The organism is Streptomyces sp. WM6386, from assembly GCF_000972385.1.
In the GTDB taxonomy this organism is placed as follows: Bacteria; Actinomycetota; Actinomycetes; order Streptomycetales; family Streptomycetaceae; genus Streptomyces.
In genome coordinates, this window is record NZ_JXTE01000007.1 from 137,688 (window position 1) to 161,009 (window position 23,322).

Genomic DNA, 23,322 nt, shown 5'->3' on the forward strand with positions numbered 1-23,322 from the left:
CCCGGCCCGGGCGGATCGCTATCGTCCTGCCATGGACTCCGTGCGCGCCGTACTGATCGACATCGACGGGGTTCTCACCGTCTCGTGGGAGCCGTTGCCGGGTGCGGTCGAGGCGTTGCGGGAGATCCGCGAGGCCGGTCTCGCCGTCGCGTTGGTCACCAACACGACGTCCCGGACACGGGCGTCGATCGCCGGGACGCTGGCGCAGGCGGGGTTCCCGGTGACGGCGCGGGACATCCTGACCGCGCCCGCCGTCACCGCCGCGTATGTCACCGAGCATTTCCCGGGGGCGCGCTGTGCGCTGCTGAACAGCGGGGACATCGGGCAGGACCTCGGGGACGTGGACGTGATCGATGCCGGGGACACCGGGACCGTCCCGGACGTCGTGATCGTCGGGGGTGCGGGGCCCGAGTTCGACTACGTTGCGCTCAACCGGGCGTTCGGGCATCTCCAGCGCGGCGCGCGGCTGGTGGCGATGCACCGGAATCTGTACTGGCGTACCGACGACGGACTTCAACTGGACGCGGGTGCGTTCCTGGTGGGGCTGGAGAAGGCGGCCCGTACCGAGGCCGTGGTGACGGGGAAGCCGTCGCGCGCGTTCTTCGCCTCGGCGCTGGCCCGGCTGGGGGCCGGTGCGGACGAGGCGGTGATGGTGGGGGACGACGTGGAGTCGGACGTTCTGGCGGCGCAGGCCGCCGGTGTCACGGGCGTGCTGGTCAGGACGGGCAAGTATCTGCCTCAGACGCATCGGGACGCGAGCGGCACCCCGGACCATGTGATCGACTCGTTCGCGCAGCTGCCCGCACTGCTCCGGGCGTGGTCAGCGGAGCAGTAGCTGGAGGCCGCCGACGATCGTCGCCGCGATCACGAGCTGTTCGAAGAGCCGCTGGTTGATCCTGTTCACGGCCCACTTGCCGAGAAATGCGCCGGGCACGACGAACGCCACGAGCGCGGCGTCGAGCAGGAGCGAGTGGCCGTCGATCAGGCCGAGGCCCACGCTGAAGGGCACCTTGGACGTGTTGACGATCAGGAAGAAGAAGGCGGAGGTGCCCAGGAAGCCCAGCTTCCGGAAGCCCGCCGACAGAAGGTACATCGACATCACCGGGCCGCCGGCGTTGGCGACCATGGTGGTGAAACCGCCCAGGACGCCGTAGGAACGGGCCTTGATCCGGCCCGTCTTCGTGGCGACCGAGTCCGGTTCGTCGGCCTGGTCGGCTGCGCGGCGGCGCCACACCGTCACGGCCGCCATGAGCAGCAGGATGGCGCCGATCGACGTCCGGACCATCTCGTCGTCGGCCCACATCAGGAACAGCGTGCCGGCGACCACGCCCGCCGCGACCGCCGGGAACAGCTTCCACAGGGTCGGCCAGTGGGCGTGGCGCCGGTAGGTGAGGACGGCGAGCACGTCGCCGGCGATCAGGATCGGCAGCAGGACGCCGGTCGAGGCGCGGGCGGGCAGGACCGCGGCGAAAATGGCGAGGCTGACCGTGTTGGCCCCGCTCACGGCGGTCTTCGAGAAGCCGACGAGGAGGGCCGCGAAGGCGAGGGCGGCGAACTCCCAGCCGGTTATGTGCCAGAGCGTCATCGTGTTCATGCGGAACCCGATGCTATGCGCATCTAATGGGTGGCGTAAGGAGCGTCTCGCCTGATGACCCGGCCCTGAGCGGGCCGGGTGAAGTCCACTGCGGTCAGGTAGCGCCCGAAGGGGCGCGGGGCTGTGTCAGTTTGCGGCTGCCGCCGCGTGGGCGCGACCAGCCACGACGGCGCCGCAGACGAACAACAACCCGTCCACCGCACTGCCGGCGGAGCGCTTAGTGCCTCTGCACCAGCACCGCGCTCCCCTGCCCCACGCCCACGCACATCGTCGCGAGGCCCCGCGCCGCCCCCGTCCGCCGCATGCGGTGCAGCAGCGTCGTGAGGATGCGTGCCCCCGAGCAGCCCAGCGGATGGCCGAGCGCGATCGCGCCGCCGCTCGGGTTGACCAGCTCCGGATCGATGCCGAGGCGGTCCACGCAGGCGAGGGCCTGGGCGGCGAAGACCTCGTCGAACTCGGCCTCCTGGATGTCGCCGACGGTCCAGTCGGCGCGGGCGAGCACCTTCTGTGTGGCGGGGACGGGGCCGATGCCCATCACGTCGGGGTGAACGCCGGCGGAGGCGCCGGCGACATAGCGGCCGAGCGAGTCCAGGCCGAGGTCGTTCAGTGCCTCCTCGCTGACCAGGAGAAGGCCCGCGGCGCCGTCGTTCATGGGTGCGGCGTTGCCGGCCGTGACGCTCCCGCTCTGCCGGAAGACCGGCTTCAGCCGGGACAGCTTCCGGTACGAGGAGCTCGCCGATGTCCTCCACCGGCACGCCGCGGTCTTCGGGCCCGACCACCGGGGCCAGGGGAAGTCGGCGGGCGAGCGGGTGCTGGTAGAGGACTTCGAGGACGTGGTCACCGATGTGCACACCGTGGCCGACTTCGCCCGGGCCGCCCACCCGGGCCTGCCGGTCGTCCTGATCGGACACTCCATGGGCGGTCTGATCTCCGCCCGCTTCGCACAGCGCCACGGAACCGAGCTCACCGCGCTCGTCCTGTCCGGACCGGTGATCGGCGACCGGGAGCTGCCCCGGCGGCTGATCGCCCTGGACGAGATCCCCGACACGCCCATCAGCCCGGCCTCGCTCTCCCGTGATCCCGCGGTGGGAGCGGCGTACGTGGCGGATCCGCTGGTCTGGCACGGGCCGATGAAGCGGCCGACGGTCGAGTCGTTCCTGCGCACACTGGAGACGGTGGCCAAGGGCGGTGACATCGGCCGGCTCCCCCTGCTGTGGCTGCACGGCGACGACGACCGGCTGGTGCCGCTCGGCGGCAGCCGCGTCGGGGTCGAGCAGCTCAGCGGGGGTGTCCTGACCGAGCGGATCTATCCGGGCGCCCGGCACGAGGTGTTCAACGAGACGAACAGGGCGGAAGTCCTCGCCGACCTCACCCGTTTCCTGGACGGTGTGCTCGACGGCTGATCCCGCGGCGTTTGCACCGGTTCGCCCTGGGCACCCGCGCCCCCGTGGAGTGGTCGCGGCAGGCTGCCTGTGACCAGGGACGCCTCGCACCGCTCCGTACCAGGCACGAACCACGCCAGAAGGAGGAGCACGGTATGACCGTGGTGAGGAGCACCCTTCCCGAGGACGCCCGACGGATCGCCGGGGACGCCCTGCAGAGCACGCTCGTGGATCTGCTCGGGCTGTCGCTGATCGGGAAGCAGGCGCACTGGAACATCGTCGGCCCGCGCTTCCGCTCCATCCACCTGCAACTGGACGAGGTGGTGGACACCGCCCGCACCTACTCCGACACCGTGGCGGAGCGCGCCGCGGCGCTCGGGCTGCCGCCCGACGGCCGCCCGGAGACGATCGCCACCGCGTACACCCTGCCCGGCACGAAGGAGGGCTGGCAGCGGGACAACGAGGTCGTCGCTCTGATGCAGGAGACCCTGGAGACGGCGATCGCCCGGCTGCGTGAGCGCATCGGCGCGACGGAGAAGGCGGACCCGGTCACCCAGGACCTGCTGATCGGCATCACGGCGGAACTGGAGAAGCAGCGTTGGATGTTCGACGCGGAGAACTGGCCGCGGGACTGACCGCCACCTCTACGTACGGAAGGGGCACGCGATGACCGACGCCCTCGAACTCGACGCGCTGTGGGAGGACTTCCACCGCGCGGTGAACATGACCTCGCAGGAACTGGCGGCCTGGCTGCGGGTCAGCGACGCCGACGAGGACACCGAGCCGCTGCCGGAACACGCCGGGTCGCCCACCGGACAGCACGTCCTGGCGATCCTGCAGAAGCGGCGCACGGATCTCACCGATGACGACGTCCAGGTGATGTACGAGGTGGTGGACACCGTCTCGGCACAGACGGACCCGGAGAACGAGCCGGCGGCCGAGGACACGCGGCGTCGGCACCTGCTGATGACGCTGGGCCACGATCCGCTCAAACCGTAGGAATGACAGCGCAGTTGACCTGAAGCAGGTGGCCGAAGACCGACTCCGCCGGGCCCGGATGATCGTGCGAGACTGCTCGCAACCTTGACGGGCGAGCAGAGGAGCCACACGTGACCGGGACCGAGCCGGCCGCCGTCCAGCGGATCGACACGACCAGGCCGCACCCGGCCCGCGTCTACGACTGGTACCTCGGCGGCAAGGACAACTACCCGGTCGACGAGGCCCTCGGCCGTCAGATCGCCTCGCTCAGCGGCGACGCCCCGCGGGCCGCGCGCGCCAATCGCTGGTTCATGAACCGGGCCATCCGCCGGCTGGCCGCGAACGCGGGAATCCGCCAGTTCCTGGACATCGGCACCGGCATCCCCACCGAGCCCAATCTCCACCAGATCGCCCAGCAGGTCGCCGCGGACGCCCGCGTCGTCTACGTCGACAACGACCCGATCGTCCTCGCCCACGCCGGCGCCCTGCTGCGCGGCACCGAGGAGGGCGTGACGGAGTACATCGAAGCCGACGTGCGCGAGCCGCGGACGATCCTCGAACAGGCGGGGCAGATCCTCGACTTCGACCGGCCCGTCGCCCTGTCGCTCATCGCCCTCATGCACTTCGTCGCCGCCGAGGACGGCGCGTACGACCTGGTGGACGCGCTGGTCGGCGCGCTGGCTCCGGGCAGTGCTCTGGTGCTGTCCGCGATGACCGCCGACTTCGAGCCGGAGAACGTACAGCGGGGCATCGAGGCCTACGCGGCGGGCGGAGTGACGCTGGTGGCCCGTACCCGGGACGAGTTCGGCCGCTTCTTCGAGGGACTCGACGTGCTGGAGCCGGGGATCGTGTCGGTCAAGGACTGGCGTCCCGAACTCGCGGTGGCCGAGACGCCCGACCCCGCAGCGGGACCGGTGTCGCTCTACGGGGCCGTCGGGATCAAGTCCTAGCCCAGCAACCACCCCCCGTCCACCGCGAGTTCGACGGCGTTGACCGACCGGTTGCGCAGCAGGAAGTCCACGGCGTCCACCACGTCCGCCATCGTGGCGAGCCGTCCGGTGGGTGTCCCGGTGCGCAGTCGGGCGAGCACCTCCCCCGGTTTGGCCAGCCAGTACGGGCTGTCCCCGACGACTCCGGGGTGGAGGGCGTTGACACGGACGGGGGCGAGTTCGACGGCGAGGGTGTTCACCAGTCCGCGCACTCCCGCGTTGACGGTCGCCACGGTCGTCGCGCCCGGGTAGGGCCGCTCCTTGGCCTGGCCGCCGAACACGACGACGGCACTGTCGTCGTGCAGCCGGTCCCGGAGGGCGTGCACGACCTCGGTGTAGCCGACGAGCTTCAACGTCACCAGGTTCAGGGCGGCCTCGATGTCGTACTGGCTCACCCGGTTGTCGTCGCGGGCGACACCGGCCAGGACGAGATGGTCGACAGACCCGATGCCGCCGAGCGCTGCCGCGATCTCCCGTGGCCGCGACAGGTCGAGGGCGATGCCTCGCAGCGCACCGACCTCCTTGGCCGCCGTGCCGGCACGATGGGCGTCCCTGCCGGTGAGGACCACCTCGTCCCCCCGCCCCGCACGGAAGCGGGCGAACTCGCGGCCGATCCCCGACGTACCACCGACGACGAGCACACTGCTCATGACTCCAGCGCCTCCTGAAGGTACTGCCAGTCCCGTGTGAACCGGTACGAGTGGCGGGTCGGCGGCTGAGGCGCCTGGGTCTCCAGCCAACGCACCGGCCCCGCACCGGCGTTGGTGAACCCGTGTACACAACCGGCGCCCGCCCAGGCCACATCGCCGGGCCCCAGCCGGTGCACCGAGCCGTCGAAGGTGGCGTCCACGGCCCCTTCGAGGATCAGGTACGTCTCCTCGAAGGGGTGGTCGTGCGTGCCCGCGACGCCGTCCGGGGCGTACTGCACCATGAACATCGTCGAGGCGACCGCGCCCAGGTCGCCGTCGACCATCATCTTCACCGTGATCCCGCTGTAGACGAGCAGCGCGGTGCGCATGCTCGCCGACACCGCGAGCAGGTCCTGGGACTGTTTGCCGGGTTCCATCTGCGCGGGCTCGAAGTGCCCGAAGGAACGGGTGCGCGGGTCACGGACGTCGAGGCGGACGGGGCCTCGGCGGGGCAGCGCGGGCACCGCCTGGGTGTCGTGGCCGTAGCGGGCACGCGGCACGGGCGCCAGCATGTCCGCCCAGCGTGCGGCGGTGTCCCCGGCGCCCCGCCAGGCGTGCGGGACACCTGTCGGCAGCAGCCCGTAGTCGCCCTCTTCGAGGAGATACGACCCTTCGGGCACGTCGAGGACGACGGTCCCGTCGAGCACGCAGAAGCTCTCCTCGTACGAGTGGACGTGGGGCCCGATCGCACCGTCCGGCAGCAACTCGCAGACGCCGAAGCCGGTATGGACGCTGCCGTCGTCCTCGCCGACCAACTCCCGCCGCCGATAGCCGTGTTCGTCGTACTCCGACGGCGGTACGTCGGTGGCGCGGCGTACCAGGTGAGCGGTCACCGGGCGGCCTTCGCGGCCAGGAGCCGGTCGCGGGACTCCTCGACGAGGCGCCGGGCGCGGGCCACGTCGGCGGTCAACTTGCCGTCCCGCTTGCGGATCACGCCGTCGACGAGCACGGTGTCCACATTGGAGACGTCGGCGGACAGCGCCACCGCGGCCGCCGCGTCGTGCACCGGCGCCACGTTCAGCGCGGTGGCGTCGATCGCGACGACGTCGGCCCGCTTGCCGGGTGTGAGGGAGCCGGTGCGGTCCTCCAGGCCCGCCACGTGGGCACCGTTGAGGGTGGCGATCTCCAGCATCCGACGGGCCGTCAGCATCGTTTCGGGCACCGGGACATCGGCCTGCCAGCACTCCGCGTTGACGCGGGCGCGTTCGGCACCGAAGGCCGCGCGGATCTGGGTGAACATGTCGCCGGGGACGGTGGTGACGACGTCGATGCTCAAGGATGGCCGCAGCCCGTGCTCGATCGCCTTCATCACCGGCGGCCAGCCGTGCCCCATCTGCGTCTCGACCTGCGGCGCGACGGACACCGTACCGCCGCTGTCGGCGACCATCCGCCACTCCTCCTCGCTGAAGTAGCAGCAGTGGATGTAGGTGGTGTCCGGACCGAGGAGCCCCAGGTCGTGGAGCTGCTTGACCATGCCGAAGCGGCCGGCCAGCCGGCCCATACCGACATGGACGGTGAGCGGGATGTCCAGTTCCCGGGCCAGACCCCACTCCGCGATGACGACGTCGTTCACACAGAAGCCGGGACCACGGGTGGCGAGGCCCATGGTGAGCAGGGAGTCGTCGGAGGCGAAGTACCTGGCGCGGATCCGTCGTACGTCGTCTCCCGGGATCGCGATCTTGCTCTCGAACCAGTAGTCGGCGAGGGAGGTGTTGGCGCTGCCGTAGGCGTACTGGGCGCGGATGCCGGTCTCGGCGAGGGCCCGGATCGCGGCGTCGGGGTGTTCGGGGGTGTTGTTGATGTGCGACCAGTCGACGAGCGTGGTGATTCCTGCGTTGAGGCACTCCAGGGCGCCGGCCAGGTTGGCCGCGTAGACGTCCTCAGGGGTGTAGAGCGGTGCGAAGGTGTCGAGGATGTCGACGAAGTAGTCGTCGAGCGTGGCGTCCGGCGCGACCCCGCGGATCGAGGCCTCCCAGGTGTGGCGGTGGGTGTCGACGAAGCCGGGGATCACGATCCGGCCGGTCATGTCGAGGACTTCGGCGTCGGCGCTGATCTCGGGTCGTACGGCCGCGATCTTCCCGTCCTCGATGAGGACGTCCCCTCGGGGAAGGTCCCCGATGTCGGGGTCCATCGAGATCACGTGACCTGCGCGCAGGAGTGTCCGAACGGTCATCGCCCTTCCTCCTTCGGGGTGTTCAGTACGCGGTGAGGTCGCGGACGGTCGCCACGACCTTGTCGACGGTGGGGATGACCCGCTCCTCCAGCGCGTCGGCGAACGGCAACGGGACGCACTCCCCCGCCACCCTCCGCACGGGCGCGTCCAGCAGGCCGAAGCCCTCGTCGGCGACGACCGAGACGACGGTGGCGCCCCAGCCGCCCTGGTACGGGTTCTCCTCCACGGTGACGAGCCGCGAGGTCCGGGCGAGCGAGGCGAGAACGGTGCTCATGTCCAGCGGCACCAGACAGCGCAGATCGACGACCTCGGCCTCGACACCCTCCTCGGCGAGCCGGGCGGCCGCCCGCAGCGCCACCGGCACCATCGCGGCGAGGGCGACGAGGGTCACGTCGGCACCCTCGCGCACCACGGCGGCGCGCCCCAGCTCGACCACATGGTCCGACGGCGGCGGCGAACCCTTCGACGCCAGCAGCCCCTTGTGCTCGAAGAAGACCACGGGGTCGTCGCTGCGGATCGCCGCCGCCATCATGCCGATCACGTCGGCGGGCGTCGCCGGTGCCGCGATCTTCAGGCCGGGGACGGTGAGCGCCCAGTTCTCGGTGGCCTGCGAGTGCTGGGCGCCGAAACCGAGCCCGCCGCCGTTGGCGGTGCGAACGACGAGGGGCACGGTGACCTGACCGCCTGTCATGTAACGCACCTTGGGTATCTCGTTGGCGAGGTAGTCCCAACAACAGGCCAAAAAGTCCGAGAACATGATCTCCGCGACCGGCCGCATCCCGGTCATGGCCGCGCCCATCGCCGCGCCCACGATGGCCTGTTCGGAGATCGGCGTGTCCCACACCCGCTCCGGCCCGAACTCCTTGAACAGCCCGGCGGTCGTCTTGAACACCCCGCCGGCCTCCCCGATGTCCTCGCCGAGACAGACGACACGTGGGTCCCGGCGCATCTCCCGCGCGATGCCCTCGGCGACCGCCTCCCGGTAGGTGATCACGTCCGCCACGCCGCACCTCCGTCGGCCCATACGTCGGTCAGTGCCTGCTCAGGATCGGGCGCGGGCGCGCTCTTCGCCGCCTCGACCGCCTTCCGTACGACGTCCAGGGCGCGCTCGTCGGCCGCGGTGAGCGTCGCCTCGGGCACGCCCAGCTCGGTCAGCCGTCCCCGCGCGATGTCCAACGGGTCGTGCTTGAGCCAGCGTTCGACCTCCTCGGCCGGACGGTAGGTCGCCGGGTCGGACCGGCTGTGGCCGAAGTGCCGGTAGGTCGTGGCCTCCAGCAGAGCGGGCCCGTCTCCTGCCCGAGCCCGCCCTGCCATGGCGGCGACGGCGTCCCGGACCGCGACGACGTCGTTGCCGTCGACCGTCTCCCCCGGGATGCCGTAGGCGGGCGCCCGGTCGGCGGCGGGCCGGGCGACCGCGGTGACGGCGGCGATCGGCGTGTACTCCATGTACAGGTTGTTCTCGCAGACGAACAGCACGGGCAGCTTCCACACGGCGGCCAGGTTCAGCGCCTCGTGGAAGGCCCCGATGTTGGTCGCGCCGTCACCGAAGAAGGCCACCGCGACCTGGTCGGTGCCGCGCAGCCGCGCCGACCAGGCCGCGCCGGCCGCCATCGGGAGGTGGGCGCCGACGATGGCGTAGGAGCCGAGCATGCCGGTGGCCGCCTTGGTCAGGTGCATGGAGCCGCCCTTGGCTCCGCACAGCCCCGTTGCCCGGCTCATGAGTTCGGCGAGGCACTCCTCGGGGGTGGCGCCCCGCGCCAGGGCGTGATGGTGGCCGCGGTAGGTGGCGAAGACGTAGTCGTCGGCGCGCAGGGCGGCGCTCGCGCCGACGGCGATCGCCTCGTGTCCGGCGGCGAGGTGGGTGGTGCCCTTGACGAGGCCCTGGAGGAACAGGTCGTGGGCGGCCTTCTCGGTACCGCGGATGAGGACCATCTGCTCGTACAGGGCGAGGAGTTCGGCGCTATCCACCATGGGAGTCACCCCGGTTGAGATGGGACTGCGACTCCCGCCGGGTGTTGAGTTCGCCGCCGACCGTCCAGTACTTGCGGCCCGCCACCAGCAGTTCCTCGGCGGGAAACTTGGTGATGACCTCGCAGCCGTCGGCGGTGACGACGAGCTCCTCCTCGATACGGGCCGCGGACCAGCCGTCGGCGGCCGGCCAGTAGGTCTCCAGGGCGAACACCATGCCCTCTTCGAGGACTTCGGGGTGGTCCAGGGAGACCAGGCGGCTGAAGATGGGCTTCTCCCAGATGGACAGCCCGACGCCGTGGCCGTACTGCAGGGCGAAGGCGGCGGTCTCGTCGGCGAAGCCGAACTCCTCGGCGCTCGGCCAGACCCGGACGATGTCGGCGGTGGTGGCGCCGGGGCGGACGAGCGCGATCGCCTCGTCCATGTACTCCCGGCAGCGGACGTACGCGTCGCGCTGGGCGCCGGACGCGCTGCCCACGGCGAAGGTGCGGTAGTAGCAGGTGCGGTAGCCCAGGTGGCTGTGCAGGATGTCGAAGAAGGCGGGGTCGCCGGGGCGGATCAGACGGTCGCTGTAGACGTGCGGGTGGGGCGAACAGCGTTCCCCGGAGATGGCGTTGACGCCTTCGACGTACTCGCTCCCCAGGTCGTACAGGATCTTGCTGACGAGCCCCACGCACTCGTTCTCACGCACGCCGGGCCGCAGATAGCCGTACAGCTCCTCGTACGCGGCGTCGACCATCGCGCAGGCCTGGGCCAGCAGGGAGATCTCGTCGCGGGTCTTGATGCGGCGGGCCTCCAGGAAGACCTGCTGGCCGTCGACGACGTCGATGCCCTCGGCGCGCAGGGCGGCGAGGACCGGCATCTCGGCGACGTCGATGCCCAACGGCTCGTCCGCCAGGCCGTGTTCGCGCAGCTCGGCGGCGATCTTCGCGGCGACGTCCTCGGCGATCCCGGCGTCCGGGTGGAAGGCACCGCGGAGGGTGGAGATGCCGGCGCGGGCGCCCGTGGGCGGGCCGTCCTTGCCGGCGCTGTAGTCGAGCCAGGGGTTGTACAGCTGGTGGTGGCGGGCGGCGGAGCCGAAGTCCCAGACGACCGGTTCACCACCGCGCGTCAGCAGGGCGAAGCGGATCAGCTTGTCCATCGCCCAGGTGCCGATGTGCGTGGCGGTCATGTAGCGGATGTTGGCGAAGTCGAAGCTGAGCACCGCGCCGAGGGAGGAGCGGTTCAGGGTCTCGTGCAGCCGGGCCAGCCGTTGCCTGCGGAGCCGGTCCAGGTCGACGCGCTCTTCCCAGTCGACGGCGCCCGGTCCGAAAGTGCGGATCGCCATGGCGACCACCCCCACCTTCGAGTCAACGACCGTGTCCCGGAAGTGTCAAGTGCTACTGAACACTCCGGCCGGCGACGAACCAGACCCCCACGGCCGGTTCGGCGCCGTCGTTGCGGTAGCGGTGCGGGGTCGTCGACTCGAAGCACACGGCGTCGCCGGGGCGCAGGACGCGTTCCTCGAAACCGAGGGTGAGGACGAGTTCACCGGAGGTGAGATAGCCGTACTCGGTGCCCGCGTGGCGCATCAGACCGCCTGATGTGGCGGAGGAGCCGCCGGGCCGGTAGGTCACCAGCAGAAAGTCGGCGTCCGTGCCGGGGACGTGTCCGAGCCGCTCCCACACGACGCCCGAGTCCAGCTCCAGGACCTCCCGCTCACCTGGGGTGACCAGGGGCCCTATGCGTCGGCCCGGGTCGGCGGCGAAGGCGGCCATCGCGTGCAGCGCGGCGGCGCCGACCGTCGCGGTGGCGGGCTCCCGCGCTTCGAAGAGCGACTCGACGGAGATGCCGAGTGCCGTCGTGATCGCGTACAGCGTGCTCACCGACGGCTGGCTCTTGCCGGTCTCGATCTGCGACACCAGGCTCGCGGAGACCCCGACCTCACGCGCGAGGGCCCGCAGACTGAGCCCGCTCTCCAGGCGCGCCCGCCGGATGCGCGCACCGACGGGCGGCACGGCGACAGGGGACACGGGCGGCTCCTCTCCCTCGCGGGAATGTGCAGCACCATTGAACATCCGGGGACCACCACGCGGCCAGCACCGCAGCCAGGCGCAGCACCGGACGCGCCCCGGGCCGCCGGTACGCAGGGCTGCCACCGCCGAGACGCCGCCCCGCGCCCATACCCGCCACCCCCTCACTCCCCCGAACTGACCGCCCACACCTCCTACCCGCCCCCGCCCCTTGGCCTGCGGTCAGCCCACGGACCCACGACCCAGGGCACCGACACGGCCCCCGAACGACGGCACCGTCACCTAGGGCCCTAGTCTCCCGAACGGATGAGCCCCGTCAGATACCGCCACAGCGACGACCGCCGCTTGACGGCAGGGTCCTGGGCCCGAGGTACGCCGGTGGCGGGCGCCTCGGCCGGTACGGGCTCCGGCACGAACGTGCCGGACAGCTCGTAGCGCACCGGCAGGGACCGCAGTCCTCGCATGAACGGCGAGGAACGCCACGGCAGTTGGTCCACCGGCAGGGCGAGCTCCAGATGACCGAACCGTTCGACGATGCGGCTCACCCCGGCCGCCGCGATCGTCGACGCCAGCTCCCGGGCCGGGCACTGACGGGGCCCCGCGCCCCACGCCAGATGGGCCCGGCTGCTGATGCTGGAGGAGCCCGGTGCCATCTGCCCGGCGAACAGCGGGTCGGCGTGCGCGGCGGCGGCGGAGACCCACACGGGGTCGCCGGCGTGGATGGTGTAGTCGCCGAGCGGGGTGTCCGCGGCCGCGAACCTCGGCACGAAGTTGACCAGCGGCGGCTTGCGCATGACCACCCGGTTCATGGTCTCCCGGACCATGCCGGCGGACAGCGTCTGGCGCACCCCGCCGTCGCCCTCGCCGGAGATCACTTCGACGACGGTGTTGGAGATGAGGATGCCGACGTGGTCGGAGGTCATGCCGAGCAGCATGAACAGTTCGCGGGCCAGTTCGTCGACCGTGAGGTCCGGGTGGGCGGCGAGCAGATGCGAGGGGAAGTCGTCGCCCGGCTTCTCCCTCTTCGCGGCGGCCAGCTCCGAGAGCGTCACCAGCAGTCGCGCCAGGGCGGGTTCGGCGTCCGGGCCGGCGTCCAGCACCCGCCACATGTCCATCAGGGCGTCGTCGCCCTGCGAGCCGGGGAAGCCGAGGAGATGGCTCGCCGCCATCAGCGGCAGCGGGCGGGAGAACTGCGCCGACAGATCGGCGAGCCCCGTACGGCCGCCCTGCGCGAGCAGGCCGATCAGCTCGTCGGCGTAGCCCGTGACGGCGGCCTTGAGCCGCTTGGCCTGCGGGTGGCGCGGATCCTGGAAGGGCCTGAGGGCGGTGTCCCAGGCGCCGCGGAGCCGGGGGTAGCCGGGACCGCCCTGGATCAGCACGTGGTTGACCTCGAGGGAGGGGCCGAGCGGCCAGTCGGCGGGCACCCGGCCCTCGGTGCGGGCCCGCCAGTTCTCCAGCCCCTTCGGCCAGCCGGCGTCGTCCTGGAGCACCTGGAGCGACTCGCGGTAGCCGAGCACGAGCCAGGCGGGCACGCCCAGCAGGTCGACCGGCGCGACCGGACCGTGGCGCTCACGCAGCCGCTCGTAGACGAGCGCGGGGCGCGTCTCGTAGTCCCGGGTCAGCAGGGGTTCGGGAGACAGGTCCTCCAGCCGTGCCCCGTCCGACGTGGATTCCTCCTCGTCGACCACATGGAACTCCATCGTGCTGTCGCCCCCCTCCGGCACCCGCCCATGACAGACCGCACGGGACCCTACCCGAGGCGTCACGGGCGTCGAGTGCCGGGGTACCGACCGGTAGGGATCAGTGCCGTTCGCCCTTCCCGGTCACCAACTGCTCCAGCCGGTCGAACCGTTCGTGCAGCGCCTGGACCGTCTCGTGGCCCAGTCGGTGGCGGCGCTTCTGTTCCCGGCCGACGAACCAGGTGGCCAGGGCCGCGGTGACCATGCCGTACGTGGTGATGCCGACGACCATCACCACCGCGCCGACGACCCGGCCCCACGGCGTCACCGGGTAGAAGTCGCCGTATCCGACGGTCGTCGCCGTCTCGATCGACCACCACAGCGCCTTCGGGTACGACGTCAGATTGGCGCCCCGCGCCCCGTCCTCGGCGGCCACCACCGCCCATGAACCGAGCAGCATCACCACCACGAGAACGGCCGTGGCCCCGCCCGCCGCCTTGAGATGGAGCGAGCGCCCCTCCCGGGCCAGCAGCAACTCGACGGCCCTGGTCAGGAATCCGGGCAGCATGGCGACTCCTTCGGGTGCGGCGCTTGGAGTCAGTGTCGGTGGCGGTGCGCGGGCGGGCATGCCGGGCGGCTCGTTCGAGTTGCCGTGCGCCGCAGGCCGTCATCTGCTGGGGTCGACGCCCCCACTCGACGGAGGACCCATGACGCCGGAGCCCCGATCGGTGCCGGAGACCTTCGCGTTCGCCTGCGGCGACTGCGGCCACACCTGGGAGGCCACCTTCCAGGTCATGTTCTTCACCGACCCGCTGGACGCCTCGGGCCTGACCACACAGGAGTACGTCGACGAGGCGGGCAAGGCCATCAGGTCGCCCCTCGCCGACGCGGTCTGCCCCAAGTGCGGTGGCCGCAAGGTGCACGTCCTGGAGGCCGGGCGCGCCGAACGCGCCCGGCGCGCGGAGCACGAACCCCGTACCCCCCACGAACACCACTTCCATCTCCCGCACCGCTCACCCGAACGGTCCGAGTGAGCTGGTGAGCGGTGCGGGCCGGTGATGCGCTGAGGGCACACCCACGCCCCCAGGAGGCATCCGCGATGACCCGTCGTCCGCCCCGACCCGCCCGTGTCCTCGCCCCGGCCCTGGCCGCGACCGTGCTGCTGACCTGCGCGGCCTGCTCGGACGACGACAAGGACTCCAGCGCCTCGGCCATCGGCGCCTCCCCACTGGCCGCCGACTCCCCGACCGCCTCCGCCACGGCCCGCCTCACCGAGGCCGGGGCACGCCGGGCCCTCATCACCGAGACCGACCTCGAGGACGACTGGACGCAGGTCAAGGACGCCGCGACCTGGCGCGACAGCCTGCTCGTCGGCAAGGTCGACGTGGCCGACTTCCTCACCGCCAAGGCGGACGCCGCCGACTGCCAGAAGCTCCTCGACGGCCTCTACAGCGACGCACTGCTCGGCCAGCCGTCCGGCGCCTCCGCCCTGACCGGCTTCAAGGAGGGGGACTCCCGGCTGCTCTACCAGGTGGGCGCCTACCGGCAGGCGGGCCTCGACGCCTCCCTGGCCTGGCTGAAGTCCCTGCCGGCCAAGTGCGACCAGTTCACCGCGGTCGACTCCGCGGGCGACAAGCGCACGGTCCAGGTCACCGAGGCCTCGCCGCCCGAGGAGGGCGACGCACGGCAGGGGCTGCGGGTGACGGTCCAGGGCACGTCCGGCGGCACCCCGGCCACCCTCACCCTGGACGTCGCCGCCGTACGCGTCGGCACGGACGCGATCACGGTGACGGCCGGCGGCCTGGACGGCGACGAGGACGACTCGGTCGAGGACGCGGTAAACGCGGGCACGAAGCGCCTCGACGACGTAGTGGGCTAGGACAACCCCTCTTCCCCACCGCCCGCTTGAGCCGATTCCGGGACAGCTTGATCATCCGGCGGCACAATGGTGACGACGGCCTGCGGCGCCGCGGTCGTCGGGCGAGGAGAGGACGAGACGTGAGTGACACCCCGGACGTGCTGTCGAGGCTGAACACCGGTGTCGCGCACAACGCGCGTGTGTGGAACCACTGGATCGGCGGCACGGACAACTACGAGGTCGACCGGCGGGTCGGCGAGCACATCGCCGGGATGTTCCCCGTCATCCGGGCCATCGCCCGCGCCGACCGCGACTTCCTCGGCCGGGCCGTGCGCCACCTGGCCGACGAGCGCGGGGTACGCCAGTTCCTGGACATCGGCACCGGCCTGCCGACGGGGGACAACACCCACGAGATCGCCCAGCGCATCGCCCCGGACGCGCGGATCGTCTACGTCGACAACGACCCCACCGTCCTCGCCCACGCCCGCACCCTGCTCACCAGCACCGGCGAGGGCGTCACCGCCTACATCGACGCCGACGTCCACGAGCCGGAGGCGATCCTCGAACGCGCCGCGCACACCCTGGACTTCACCGAGCCCGTCGCGGTGATGATGCTGGGCATCCTCAACTTCGTGCTCGACCACGACAAGGCGCGGGACATCGTCCGCCGGTTGCTGGCCGAGGTCCCCTCCGGCAGCTATCTGGTGCTCACCCACCCGACCTTCGACGACGCCCTCGGCGGCGCGGGCCAGATCCCGGCCATGAAGTTCTGGAACGAGAACGCCACCCCACCGATCACCGCCCGCAGCGGCACCGACATCGCCGCGTTCTTCGACGGGCTGGACTTCATGGAGCCGGGTCTGGTGTCGTGCTCGCAGTGGCGCGCCGAGACCGACTCCCCGGGCGCGGTACCGCAGTTCGGCGCGGTGGCCGTGAAACCCTGACGCGCAGGCCCAGCCCGTCGTGGAGGACGTATGACCCCCCTTGCCGACCCCGCCGACCCCGTACCCGGCGGACGTCCCGGTGATGTCGACCGTGCCACCGCCCTGAGCGACGAACTGGCCGACAGAGGCGTGCACGGCGTCGTGCTGTCCTACGTCGACACCGCGGGCGTCGGCCGGGTGAAGACGGTCCCGACGGCCAAGTTGGCGTCGGCCGCGGCCTGGGGCGTCGGTATGTCGCCGGTCTTCGACACCTTCCTGGCGAACGACTCCATCGTCACCACCGACGTCCTCGGCTCCCCGGACGGCGACCTGCGCCTCTACCCCGACCTCGACCGACTCGTGGTCCTGGCCGGGCAGCCCGGCTGGGCCTGGGCGCCGGTCGACCGCGTCACCCAGGAGGGCGAGCGGCACCCGGGCTGCACCCGCACCCTCCTGCGCCGGCTCGTCGCGGACGCGGAGCAGCGGCACGGGATCACCTTCAAGGCGGCCGTCGAGGTCGAGTGGGCGGTCGGCCAAGGCCCGTCGGCCGAGGGGGACTTCGTCCCGGCCCTGTCGGGTCCGGCGTACGGCGCGATCCGCCAGGTCGAGGTCAGCGACTACACCGCCGACCTGCTGGCCGCGTTCGCGGCACAGGGCGTCGACGTCGACCAGCTTCATCCCGAGTACGCGGCCGGGCAGTTCGAGGTCTCGGTGGGTGCCCTGGACCCGGTGGCGGCGGCCGACCGGAGCGTGCTGGTGCGGCAGACGATCCGCGCGGTCGCCGCGCGCCACGGGTTCGTGGTCTCGTTCGCCCCGGCGGTCTTCGCCCAGGGCGTCGGCAACGGCGGCCACCTCCACCTCTCCGCGTGGCGGGACGGCACGAATCTGCACGCCGGCGGCGACGGCCGGTACGGCATGACGGCGGACGCCGAGTCGTTCACGGCCGGGGTGCTGGCCCATCTCCCCGCCCTCACCGCGGTCACCGCCCCCAGCCCGGCCAGCTATCTGCGCCTCAAACCCTCCCAGTGGGCAGGGGTGTTCACCGCCTGGGGCCGTGAGACCCGCGAGGCGGCGGTACGCGTCGTCACGGGCACCCTCGGCCTGCGCGACCAGGCGGCCAATCTGGAGGTCAAGCCGGTCGACCTGGCCGCCAACCCGTATCTGGCGCTGGGGAGTGTGATCGCCGCGGGCCTGGACGGCATCACGTCGTCCGCGCCGCTCCCCGAGGAGATCACCGGCGACCCGGCCCGCCTGGCGGCCGACGCCGCGACGGCCCGTGGCGTACGCCGGCTGCCTACGTCGCTGGCGGAGGCGGTGGTGGAGTTCCGCGGGGACAAGAAGCTGCGCGGCGCCCTGGGCACGGTTCTCGCCGACGCCGTGATCGCCGTACGGGAAGGCGAGATCGCGGCCGTGGCCGGGCTGGACGACGAGCAGGTCGCGGCGGCGTACCGCTGGAAGTACTGACATGGGCGCGGTCCACGAGGCGCTCGCCGCCCTGAGCCTGGTCGACCACCACTGCCACGGTGTCGTGACCGCCGATCTGGACCGGCCCGGCTTCGAATCACTGCTGACCGAGGGCGACCGCTGGCCGGGCGGCTCGCCGTTCGACACCCCGGTGGGCGTGGCCGTACGCCGCCACTGCGCACCGCTGCTGGACCTGGACCGGCATGCCCCGCCGCGGCAGTACCTGGCGCGGCGGACGGAACTGGGCTGGCAGGAGGTGAACCGCCGCTTCCTGGCCGCCGCGGGCACTGGCACGTACTGCGTGGACACCGGATTCGGTCCGGCCGAGCTCGCCGCGGACGACGTGTACGAGGTCGTCCGGCTGGAGAGCGTCGAGGAGGCGATGGCGGCCGAGGGTGTGGAGCCCGACACGTACGCGCAGGCCTTCTGCTCGGCGGCGCGGAAGGCGGTGGGGCGGCCGGGCGTGGTGGCGGTGAAGTCCGTGGCGGCGTACCGGACGGGCTTCGACCTGGATCCGGCGCGTCCGTCGGCGGCGGAGGTCGAGCGGGCGGCGCGGCACCGGCTCGCGGCGGGCGGCCGGCTGGAGGACCCGGTCCTCGTACGGAACCTGCTCTGGACGGCGGTCGACCTGGGCCTCCCGCTCCAGCTGCACACGGGGTTCGGCGACAACGACATCCGGCTGCACAAGGTGGACCCCACGCACCTCACGGACTGGCTGCATCTGAGCGCCGGTACGATCCCGGTACTGCTGCTGCACTGCTGGCCGTACCAGCGGCAGGCCGGCTATCTGGCGGCGGTCTTCGAGCAGGTGTACCTCGACGTGGGGCTGACCTTGCACCACGTCGGCCCGGCGCGGGCGCGGGCGGTACTGGAGGAGGCGCTGGAGATCACACCGTTCCGCAAACTGCTGTACAGCTCCGACGCGTACGGCCTGTCCGAGTTCTACGCGCTCGGCGCACTGTCCTTCCGCAAGGGCCTGGGCGAGCTGCTCCAGAACCGGGTGGACGACGACGAGCTGAGCCTGTCCGACGCGCTGCGGCTCGCAGAGTGGGCGGGAGCACACAATGCCCATCGGGTCTACCGCCTTTCCGGCCCCTCCTGAAAGTATGATCAAGCAATGTCTGACATGACCGAAACCACGCCCGGCTGGCTGACTACGGACGACCTCGAGCAGGCGCGCGCCCGGATGCCGATCCTGTACGTCGAGGCCGTGCCCGTGCGCGTCGACGACAGCGGCGAAGTCACCAGCGTCGGCCTGCTGCTGCGCATCGGCTCCGGCGGGACGGTCAGCCGGACGCTGGTCTCGGGCCGTGTTCTGCACCACGAGCGCGTCCGCGACGCCCTCATGCGGAACCTGGAGAAGGACCTCGGCCCGGTGGCACTGCCCCGCATCCCGGCGGCCCTGCAGCCCTTCACGGTGGCCGAGTACTTCCCGACGCAGGGCATCACGCCGTACCACGACCCCCGACAGCACGCGGTGTCGCTGGTCTACGTCGTCCCGGTGAGCGGCGACTGCCGTCCCCGCCAGGACGCCCTGGACCTGGTCTGGTTCAGCCCCCAGGACGCCGTGTCGGAGGCGGTGCAGAGCGAGATGCCCGGCGGGCACGGGGTGCTGCTGAAGCAGGCCCTGGCACACCTGGGCTGCGCGGTCTGACCGCAGGCCGGCGGTCCCGCTGCTCGAGCGCTTCACCCGAGCGAACCGAGACCTCACGCATCCCTGAGGAGTACAACCATTCGGCGAGCGCTGACGTCTCACTCCCGGGAACTCGCGTTCCCCGTAGTTCGACCGTCCGCCACCGTCGATTCACACAAAGGGACCCGCATGTTCCAGGCCGTTCCCGGCTCTCGTACGCTCCGACAGACCACCGGTGCGCTCGGCGCCGTCGCACTGATGGCACTGGGCGCCACGCCCGCCGTCGCCGACGACTCGACGCCCGAACTGGTGCTGGGAGAGATCGCGCCCGTGACGGGGCTGAAGCCGGGCAGCGCCTTCGACGTACCGGTCTCCTTCACGAACACGGGCACCGAGGCGCTCGGCAAGGTCTGGTTGTCGTACTCCCTCACCCAGGGTCTGAGCCACACCGAGCTGCCCTCCAACTGCGCGCGCTACGAGGTCGGTTCCTTCGACGAGGCGCCCAGCTACTCGTACGCGGTCTGCGAGTTCGACCAGAGCGTGGAGCCCGGGATCGTCTACGCGCCCGAGAAGTCACCGGAGTTCAAGGCCCTCGGCAAGGCCTACACCGATGAACTCCGCGCCGTCGTGGCCGCGGACGACCCCGCGCCCACGGAGGGCGTCGACGAGGGACCGGTGCCCGGCACCGGGCCCGCCGTGAAACTCGTCGAGCAGCCCGACGCCACCCCGGCCGCCCCGGGCTCCGGCGAGCACGAGGGCTGGGACGCCGCCGACGTGCCGGTGACGGCGGTCAACACGGCCGACTTCCAGGTGAGCGGTGCGAAGTTGAAGGGCAAGGTCGGCGAAACCCTGTCCTTCGAGGTGAAGTTCACCAACGCCGGACCCGCGTGGGTGCGCAGGGAGTCCGGCACCGGGGCGACCAAGGTCGTCGTCCAGATGCCCGCCGGGACGACCGTGACCAAGGCCCACGGATTCTGCGACAAGATCGCGGCCCGTACCTACGAGTGCGGCACCAGCCAGGCCTGGGTCGACCCGGGTGACGGCCAGACCTACACCTTCAAGCTGCGGATCGACAAGGCGGTGGCCGGAGCCAAGGGCTCGGTGAAGCTGGCCGGTGAGCCCAGGCCGTTCGACGAGAACACGGCGAACGACACCGCCGCCATCCTCCTCGACGTCGCCGGCAGCGGCGGATCGACGGGCGGAGGCGGCTCCACCGACGGGGGCGGGTCCACGGGCGGCGGGGGCGCCACGGCCACTCCGAGCGGGGACTCCACCGACGGCGGCGGCTCCACGTCGTCCACCGGCGGTTCCACCACGGGCGGCTCCTCCCCCCTCGACGGCGACCTGGCGAGCACCGGCTCCTCCTCGACGCTGCCCCTCGCGGGTGCGGCGGCCGCGGCCGTCGCCGTCGGCACCGGTGCCGTGCTGGTGGTACGGCGCCGAAAGACCCGCCGGTAAGGGCCCTCAGCCGCCCCTCTTGATCTGCCGCAGGATCGTCTCGTCGCTGATCTTCGTGTCGGCGGCGAGAAGCTGGGCCTTGCTCAGGATCAGCGACAGCCGGTCGTCCTCGAACGGCAGGAACACCGTGCCCTCGGTCCTGCGGCGCGCCGGCACGATGCACAGATAGGAATCGTCCGGCTCCATCAGGATGTTCGCCGAGCCGAGATGGATCCGGTACGTACGCAGATCGCCGCGCACGCTCAGCCAGCGGCCGGCGATCGAGCAGCGGTCGGCGATCTTCAGGCGCGGCAGGATCCGCTCCAGCACCTCGCGGCGGACCTCGGCACTCACCGTCAGGTCGCCGAAGCCGGCTCTCCGCCAGTAGGCGGCGTGACGGCTCTCGCCCCGATCACTCCACTCGGGGTCCGCCGCGATCGAGGTGACGCCCACGAACAGATCGACGTCGCGCATCGCCTCGCTGAACACCAGCGGCTCCACGTCGGCCAGCGGAGTCTCGCGCCAGCGCCGGCCGTCCCGTCGTTCGAAGCGCACCTGGTCGGTGGCGGCACGCTCGACGTCGTGGCCCCCGTCGTCCGCGGGTTCGTGGTGGAAGCAGACCCGCCACCGGCCGTCGGCGAACTCGGCCCGGGCCTCCCCGTGCCGACCGCCGTCGTAGCGGCCCAGGAAGTCGGTCTGCCAGCCGCGCTCCTTGAACAGCGCGTAGAGCTGCCGGTAGTGGACGATGTGGGCGGCGAACCGGTTGGAGTAGACGCCGGTCTCCTCCTCGGCCGGAGTGAGCAGATAGAGCTCCCGGAAAGCCTGCTTGAACGGCTGCCGCAGCCGCTCGCCGACGATCCGCTCCCGCCACGCCCCGATCTCGTCCACCGACGCCCGGACGGGGTGCCACAGCCGCACCCGTTCAGGCCGGCCGTCCGGCCGAGCGGCCGGCGCCACGGCGCGCCACGCCCCGTCAGCGCCCTGGAACTCCCAGATCAGGCCACGCACGAGCACACCCGTGACCGGGTGGTCGCGGTAGTGGCGACACCATTGGTCGTACGGCCATTCCCGCGCCGCCGACATCAGTGCCTCGACCCGGCCACGCTCCCCCGCCAGCGTGCCGCGCACCTCCCTGACCAGGGCCTTCAACTCCTTGAGCTCCTCCGGGAACCCGTCCTTCAGCGCGGCGGGCGCCGTGCGGGACGTCCGCCCGTCGGGGGCGGTGAAGCCGATCCGTACGGTCGTCGCGTCCTGGATCTCCACCCGGACCCGGTGGCCGCCCACCTCACGTTCCAGCGAGCCGTCCGCTGCCAGGCCGTGGTCGGGCACGCTGCGCTCGACGAGCTGCTCCGGGGTGATGCCCTGCCGCCCGGCCGCCGCCGTGAGCGCGGTGTCGAGCTGCTTGCGCAAACCGCGGTGCCTGATCCGGGACCGGAGCCGCCACAGGGACTCCAGCGCGGCCGGGTCGTCGATCTCGGCCAGCGCGTTGATCGCGGCGCCCGCGAGCTTGAGGTCCTCGGCCACGCCGGTCGGCCGGGCGGCGCCGGTGCGCAGCGCCAGGGCGTCGAGGTACGGCACCGCCGCCGGGCCGTCGGTCAGGGCGGCGGCCCAGACCATGCCGCGCGCGAGGTCGCCGTCGTTCTGGTGGACGACGTAGTGGTAGTGGTGGTCGCCGTACTCCCCGGCGGTCTGCCGCCCGTGCTCCCTGCTGCACAGCGGCTCGCCCTTTGCCAGTGCCCTCAGTGTTTCGGCGACGAGGTCGCGCCCCGATGCCGCTTCGACGGCCGTCAGACACGTCCGGCGCCAGCGCTGTGTGGGACGCGGCGCCGTCAGGTCGGCCAAGTGCCTTATGAGGCCGGCCAGTTCGGCCCCGGGACCGGCGATCGCGCGGGCGCGGAGCGCAGCGGCCCAGGGCGCCTGCCCGGGGATGAGGCCGTCGGGGATCTCCGCGCCGTCCACGAGCGCCAGCAGGGCGCGGAGGCGACGGGCGAGGGAGGCGGCTCCCGATCCGATCTCCGTGTCCAGGAGCTCCGTGTGCGCCCACCGCAGCCAGGGCGCGATGGTGCGAAGATCCTCGGCGTCGAGTTCCTCCGCGGCGCTCAGGGCGGACCCGAGCGCGTTGGCGAACCAGAAGCCCATGTCGTACTCGGCGGAGCGCAGCAGCATCACCGCGACCTCGGCGGGCGTCCACCCGCGCACTCGCGAGACCAGGGAGCCGATCTCCGATTCGTAGTGCCACAGCGTGTCGCCGAAACTCGCGGCGAGCAGCAGGCTCAGGACCGCGGCCCGGCCCTCCTCGTCCCCGCAGGCGGCGAGGCCCGCCTCGATCTCGGCCTGTATCCGCGCGTCCCGCATATGGGACTGCTCGGGCGTGTACGCGCCATGCAGCCCCGCTGCGAATTCGGCTCGCTGCCGTTCCAGAAGATCGACGAGCCAGCGCGCACGTGCGAGCGCGCCCGCCCGCACGTCGTCGAACGGGTCGTTCCTGCGGGCCTGGGCCACCAAGGTGTCGTAGAGCATGGCGGGATGATGGCAGGGGGCAC

Annotated in this window: 23 protein-coding genes and 1 pseudogene; 12 read left to right on the forward strand and 12 right to left on the reverse strand. The window is 71.8% G+C overall.

Going from position 1 to position 23,322, the window contains the following annotated elements; translation table 11 throughout:
• Positions 1–31 precede the first annotated feature (31 nt).
• On the forward strand, positions 32–835 hold the full coding sequence (locus tag TN53_RS06600; protein ID WP_046257415.1) for an HAD-IIA family hydrolase: 804 nt from the start codon (positions 32–34) through the stop codon (positions 833–835).
• Here TN53_RS06600 and TN53_RS06605 read toward each other — a convergent pair.
• Complete coding sequence (locus TN53_RS06605) at positions 821–1,594, reverse strand: sulfite exporter TauE/SafE family protein (protein ID WP_046257416.1); 774 nt, start codon at positions 1,592–1,594, stop codon at positions 821–823. The genes TN53_RS06600 and TN53_RS06605 overlap by 15 nt on opposite strands.
• 217 nt (positions 1,595–1,811) lie before the next feature.
• A pseudogene (locus TN53_RS06610) lies at positions 1,812–2,324 on the reverse strand (thiolase family protein); the annotation flags it as partial.
• Between TN53_RS06610 and TN53_RS06615 the strand changes: the two are divergent.
• The 4 genes from TN53_RS06615 to TN53_RS06630 all read left to right on the forward strand — a co-directional run bounded on the left by TN53_RS06615 (position 2,266) and on the right by TN53_RS06630 (position 4,904).
• Positions 2,266–2,997 carry an alpha/beta fold hydrolase gene (locus tag TN53_RS06615; protein WP_234441522.1) on the forward strand — a complete coding sequence of 244 codons (732 nt, stop codon included), beginning with the start codon at positions 2,266–2,268 and terminating at the stop codon, positions 2,995–2,997. The pseudogene TN53_RS06610 and the gene TN53_RS06615 overlap by 59 nt on opposite strands.
• Before the next feature lie 134 nt (positions 2,998–3,131).
• On the forward strand, positions 3,132–3,611 hold the full coding sequence (locus TN53_RS06620) for a Dps family protein (protein ID WP_046257417.1): 480 nt from the start codon (positions 3,132–3,134) through the stop codon (positions 3,609–3,611).
• A 31-nt stretch (positions 3,612–3,642) separates the two neighbouring features.
• A complete protein-coding gene (locus TN53_RS06625; RefSeq protein WP_046257418.1) occupies positions 3,643–3,975 on the forward strand; it encodes a DUF3140 domain-containing protein in 333 nt (110 codons plus the stop codon).
• 110 nt (positions 3,976–4,085) lie between these two features.
• Positions 4,086–4,904: an SAM-dependent methyltransferase gene (locus TN53_RS06630; protein WP_046257419.1), complete on the forward strand. Its 819-nt coding sequence runs from the start codon at positions 4,086–4,088 to the stop codon at positions 4,902–4,904.
• Here the strand turns inward: TN53_RS06630 and TN53_RS06635 are convergent.
• From TN53_RS06635 to TN53_RS06675, 9 genes are all read right to left on the reverse strand, one after another.
• Positions 4,901–5,593, reverse strand: coding sequence for an SDR family oxidoreductase (locus TN53_RS06635; RefSeq protein WP_046257420.1), 693 nt, complete (start codon positions 5,591–5,593; stop codon positions 4,901–4,903). The genes TN53_RS06630 and TN53_RS06635 overlap by 4 nt on opposite strands.
• Entirely contained in the window at positions 5,590–6,465 is an 876-nt protein-coding gene (locus TN53_RS06640; protein WP_046257421.1) for a cupin domain-containing protein, read from the reverse strand. Before TN53_RS06640 ends, TN53_RS06635 begins: the two co-directional genes overlap by 4 nt.
• Entirely contained in the window at positions 6,462–7,805 is a 1,344-nt protein-coding gene (locus TN53_RS06645) for an amidohydrolase family protein (protein WP_046257422.1), read from the reverse strand. The genes TN53_RS06640 and TN53_RS06645 overlap by 4 nt, the downstream gene beginning before the upstream one ends.
• A 22-nt stretch (positions 7,806–7,827) precedes the next feature.
• Positions 7,828–8,808, reverse strand: a complete 981-nt coding sequence (locus TN53_RS06650) for an alpha-ketoacid dehydrogenase subunit beta (RefSeq protein ID WP_046257423.1) — start codon at positions 8,806–8,808, stop codon at positions 7,828–7,830.
• Complete coding sequence (locus tag TN53_RS06655; RefSeq protein WP_046257469.1) at positions 8,796–9,773, reverse strand: thiamine pyrophosphate-dependent dehydrogenase E1 component subunit alpha; 978 nt, start codon at positions 9,771–9,773, stop codon at positions 8,796–8,798. Before TN53_RS06655 ends, TN53_RS06650 begins: the two co-directional genes overlap by 13 nt.
• Complete coding sequence (locus TN53_RS06660; RefSeq protein ID WP_046257470.1) at positions 9,766–11,100, reverse strand: M24 family metallopeptidase; 1,335 nt, start codon at positions 11,098–11,100, stop codon at positions 9,766–9,768. Before TN53_RS06660 ends, TN53_RS06655 begins: the two co-directional genes overlap by 8 nt.
• A 52-nt stretch (positions 11,101–11,152) precedes the next feature.
• Complete coding sequence (locus TN53_RS06665; protein ID WP_046257424.1) at positions 11,153–11,785, reverse strand: helix-turn-helix domain-containing protein; 633 nt, start codon at positions 11,783–11,785, stop codon at positions 11,153–11,155.
• 290 nt (positions 11,786–12,075) lie between these two features.
• Complete coding sequence (locus TN53_RS06670; RefSeq protein ID WP_046257425.1) at positions 12,076–13,485, reverse strand: cytochrome P450; 1,410 nt, start codon at positions 13,483–13,485, stop codon at positions 12,076–12,078.
• Between the two features lie 100 nt (positions 13,486–13,585).
• Complete coding sequence (locus tag TN53_RS06675; protein ID WP_046257426.1) at positions 13,586–14,032, reverse strand: potassium channel family protein; 447 nt, start codon at positions 14,030–14,032, stop codon at positions 13,586–13,588.
• A gap of 139 nt (positions 14,033–14,171) precedes the next feature.
• Here TN53_RS06675 and TN53_RS06680 point away from each other — a divergent pair, with 139 nt between their 5' ends.
• The 7 genes from TN53_RS06680 to TN53_RS06710 all read left to right on the forward strand — a co-directional run bounded on the left by TN53_RS06680 (position 14,172) and on the right by TN53_RS06710 (position 20,800).
• Positions 14,172–14,498 (forward strand): hypothetical protein, encoded by a 327-nt coding sequence (locus TN53_RS06680; protein WP_046257427.1) that lies wholly within the window; start codon positions 14,172–14,174, stop codon positions 14,496–14,498.
• Positions 14,499–14,563: 65 nt separating this feature from the next.
• Positions 14,564–15,343 (forward strand): hypothetical protein, encoded by a 780-nt coding sequence (locus TN53_RS06685; protein ID WP_046257428.1) that lies wholly within the window; start codon positions 14,564–14,566, stop codon positions 15,341–15,343.
• A 119-nt stretch (positions 15,344–15,462) separates the two neighbouring features.
• A complete protein-coding gene (locus tag TN53_RS06690) occupies positions 15,463–16,266 on the forward strand; it encodes an SAM-dependent methyltransferase (RefSeq protein WP_046257429.1) in 804 nt (267 codons plus the stop codon).
• A 30-nt stretch (positions 16,267–16,296) separates the two neighbouring features.
• Positions 16,297–17,709, forward strand: a complete 1,413-nt coding sequence (locus TN53_RS06695; RefSeq protein ID WP_046257430.1) for a glutamine synthetase family protein — start codon at positions 16,297–16,299, stop codon at positions 17,707–17,709.
• 1 nt (position 17,710) lies between these two features.
• On the forward strand, positions 17,711–18,811 hold the full coding sequence (locus TN53_RS06700; protein WP_046257431.1) for an amidohydrolase family protein: 1,101 nt from the start codon (positions 17,711–17,713) through the stop codon (positions 18,809–18,811).
• Between the two features lie 15 nt (positions 18,812–18,826).
• Positions 18,827–19,363, forward strand: a complete 537-nt coding sequence (locus TN53_RS06705) for an NUDIX hydrolase family protein (RefSeq protein WP_095046334.1) — start codon at positions 18,827–18,829, stop codon at positions 19,361–19,363.
• Between the two features lie 168 nt (positions 19,364–19,531).
• A complete protein-coding gene (locus TN53_RS06710; RefSeq protein ID WP_046257433.1) occupies positions 19,532–20,800 on the forward strand; it encodes an LPXTG cell wall anchor domain-containing protein in 1,269 nt (422 codons plus the stop codon).
• Between the two features lie 6 nt (positions 20,801–20,806).
• Here the strand turns inward: TN53_RS06710 and TN53_RS06715 are convergent, their stop codons facing one another.
• The gene (locus TN53_RS06715) at positions 20,807–23,299 is read right to left on the reverse strand and encodes a DUF4132 domain-containing protein (RefSeq protein ID WP_052745147.1); all 2,493 of its coding nucleotides are present in this window, start codon (positions 23,297–23,299) and stop codon (positions 20,807–20,809) included.
• Positions 23,300–23,322: the final 23 nt, after the last annotated feature.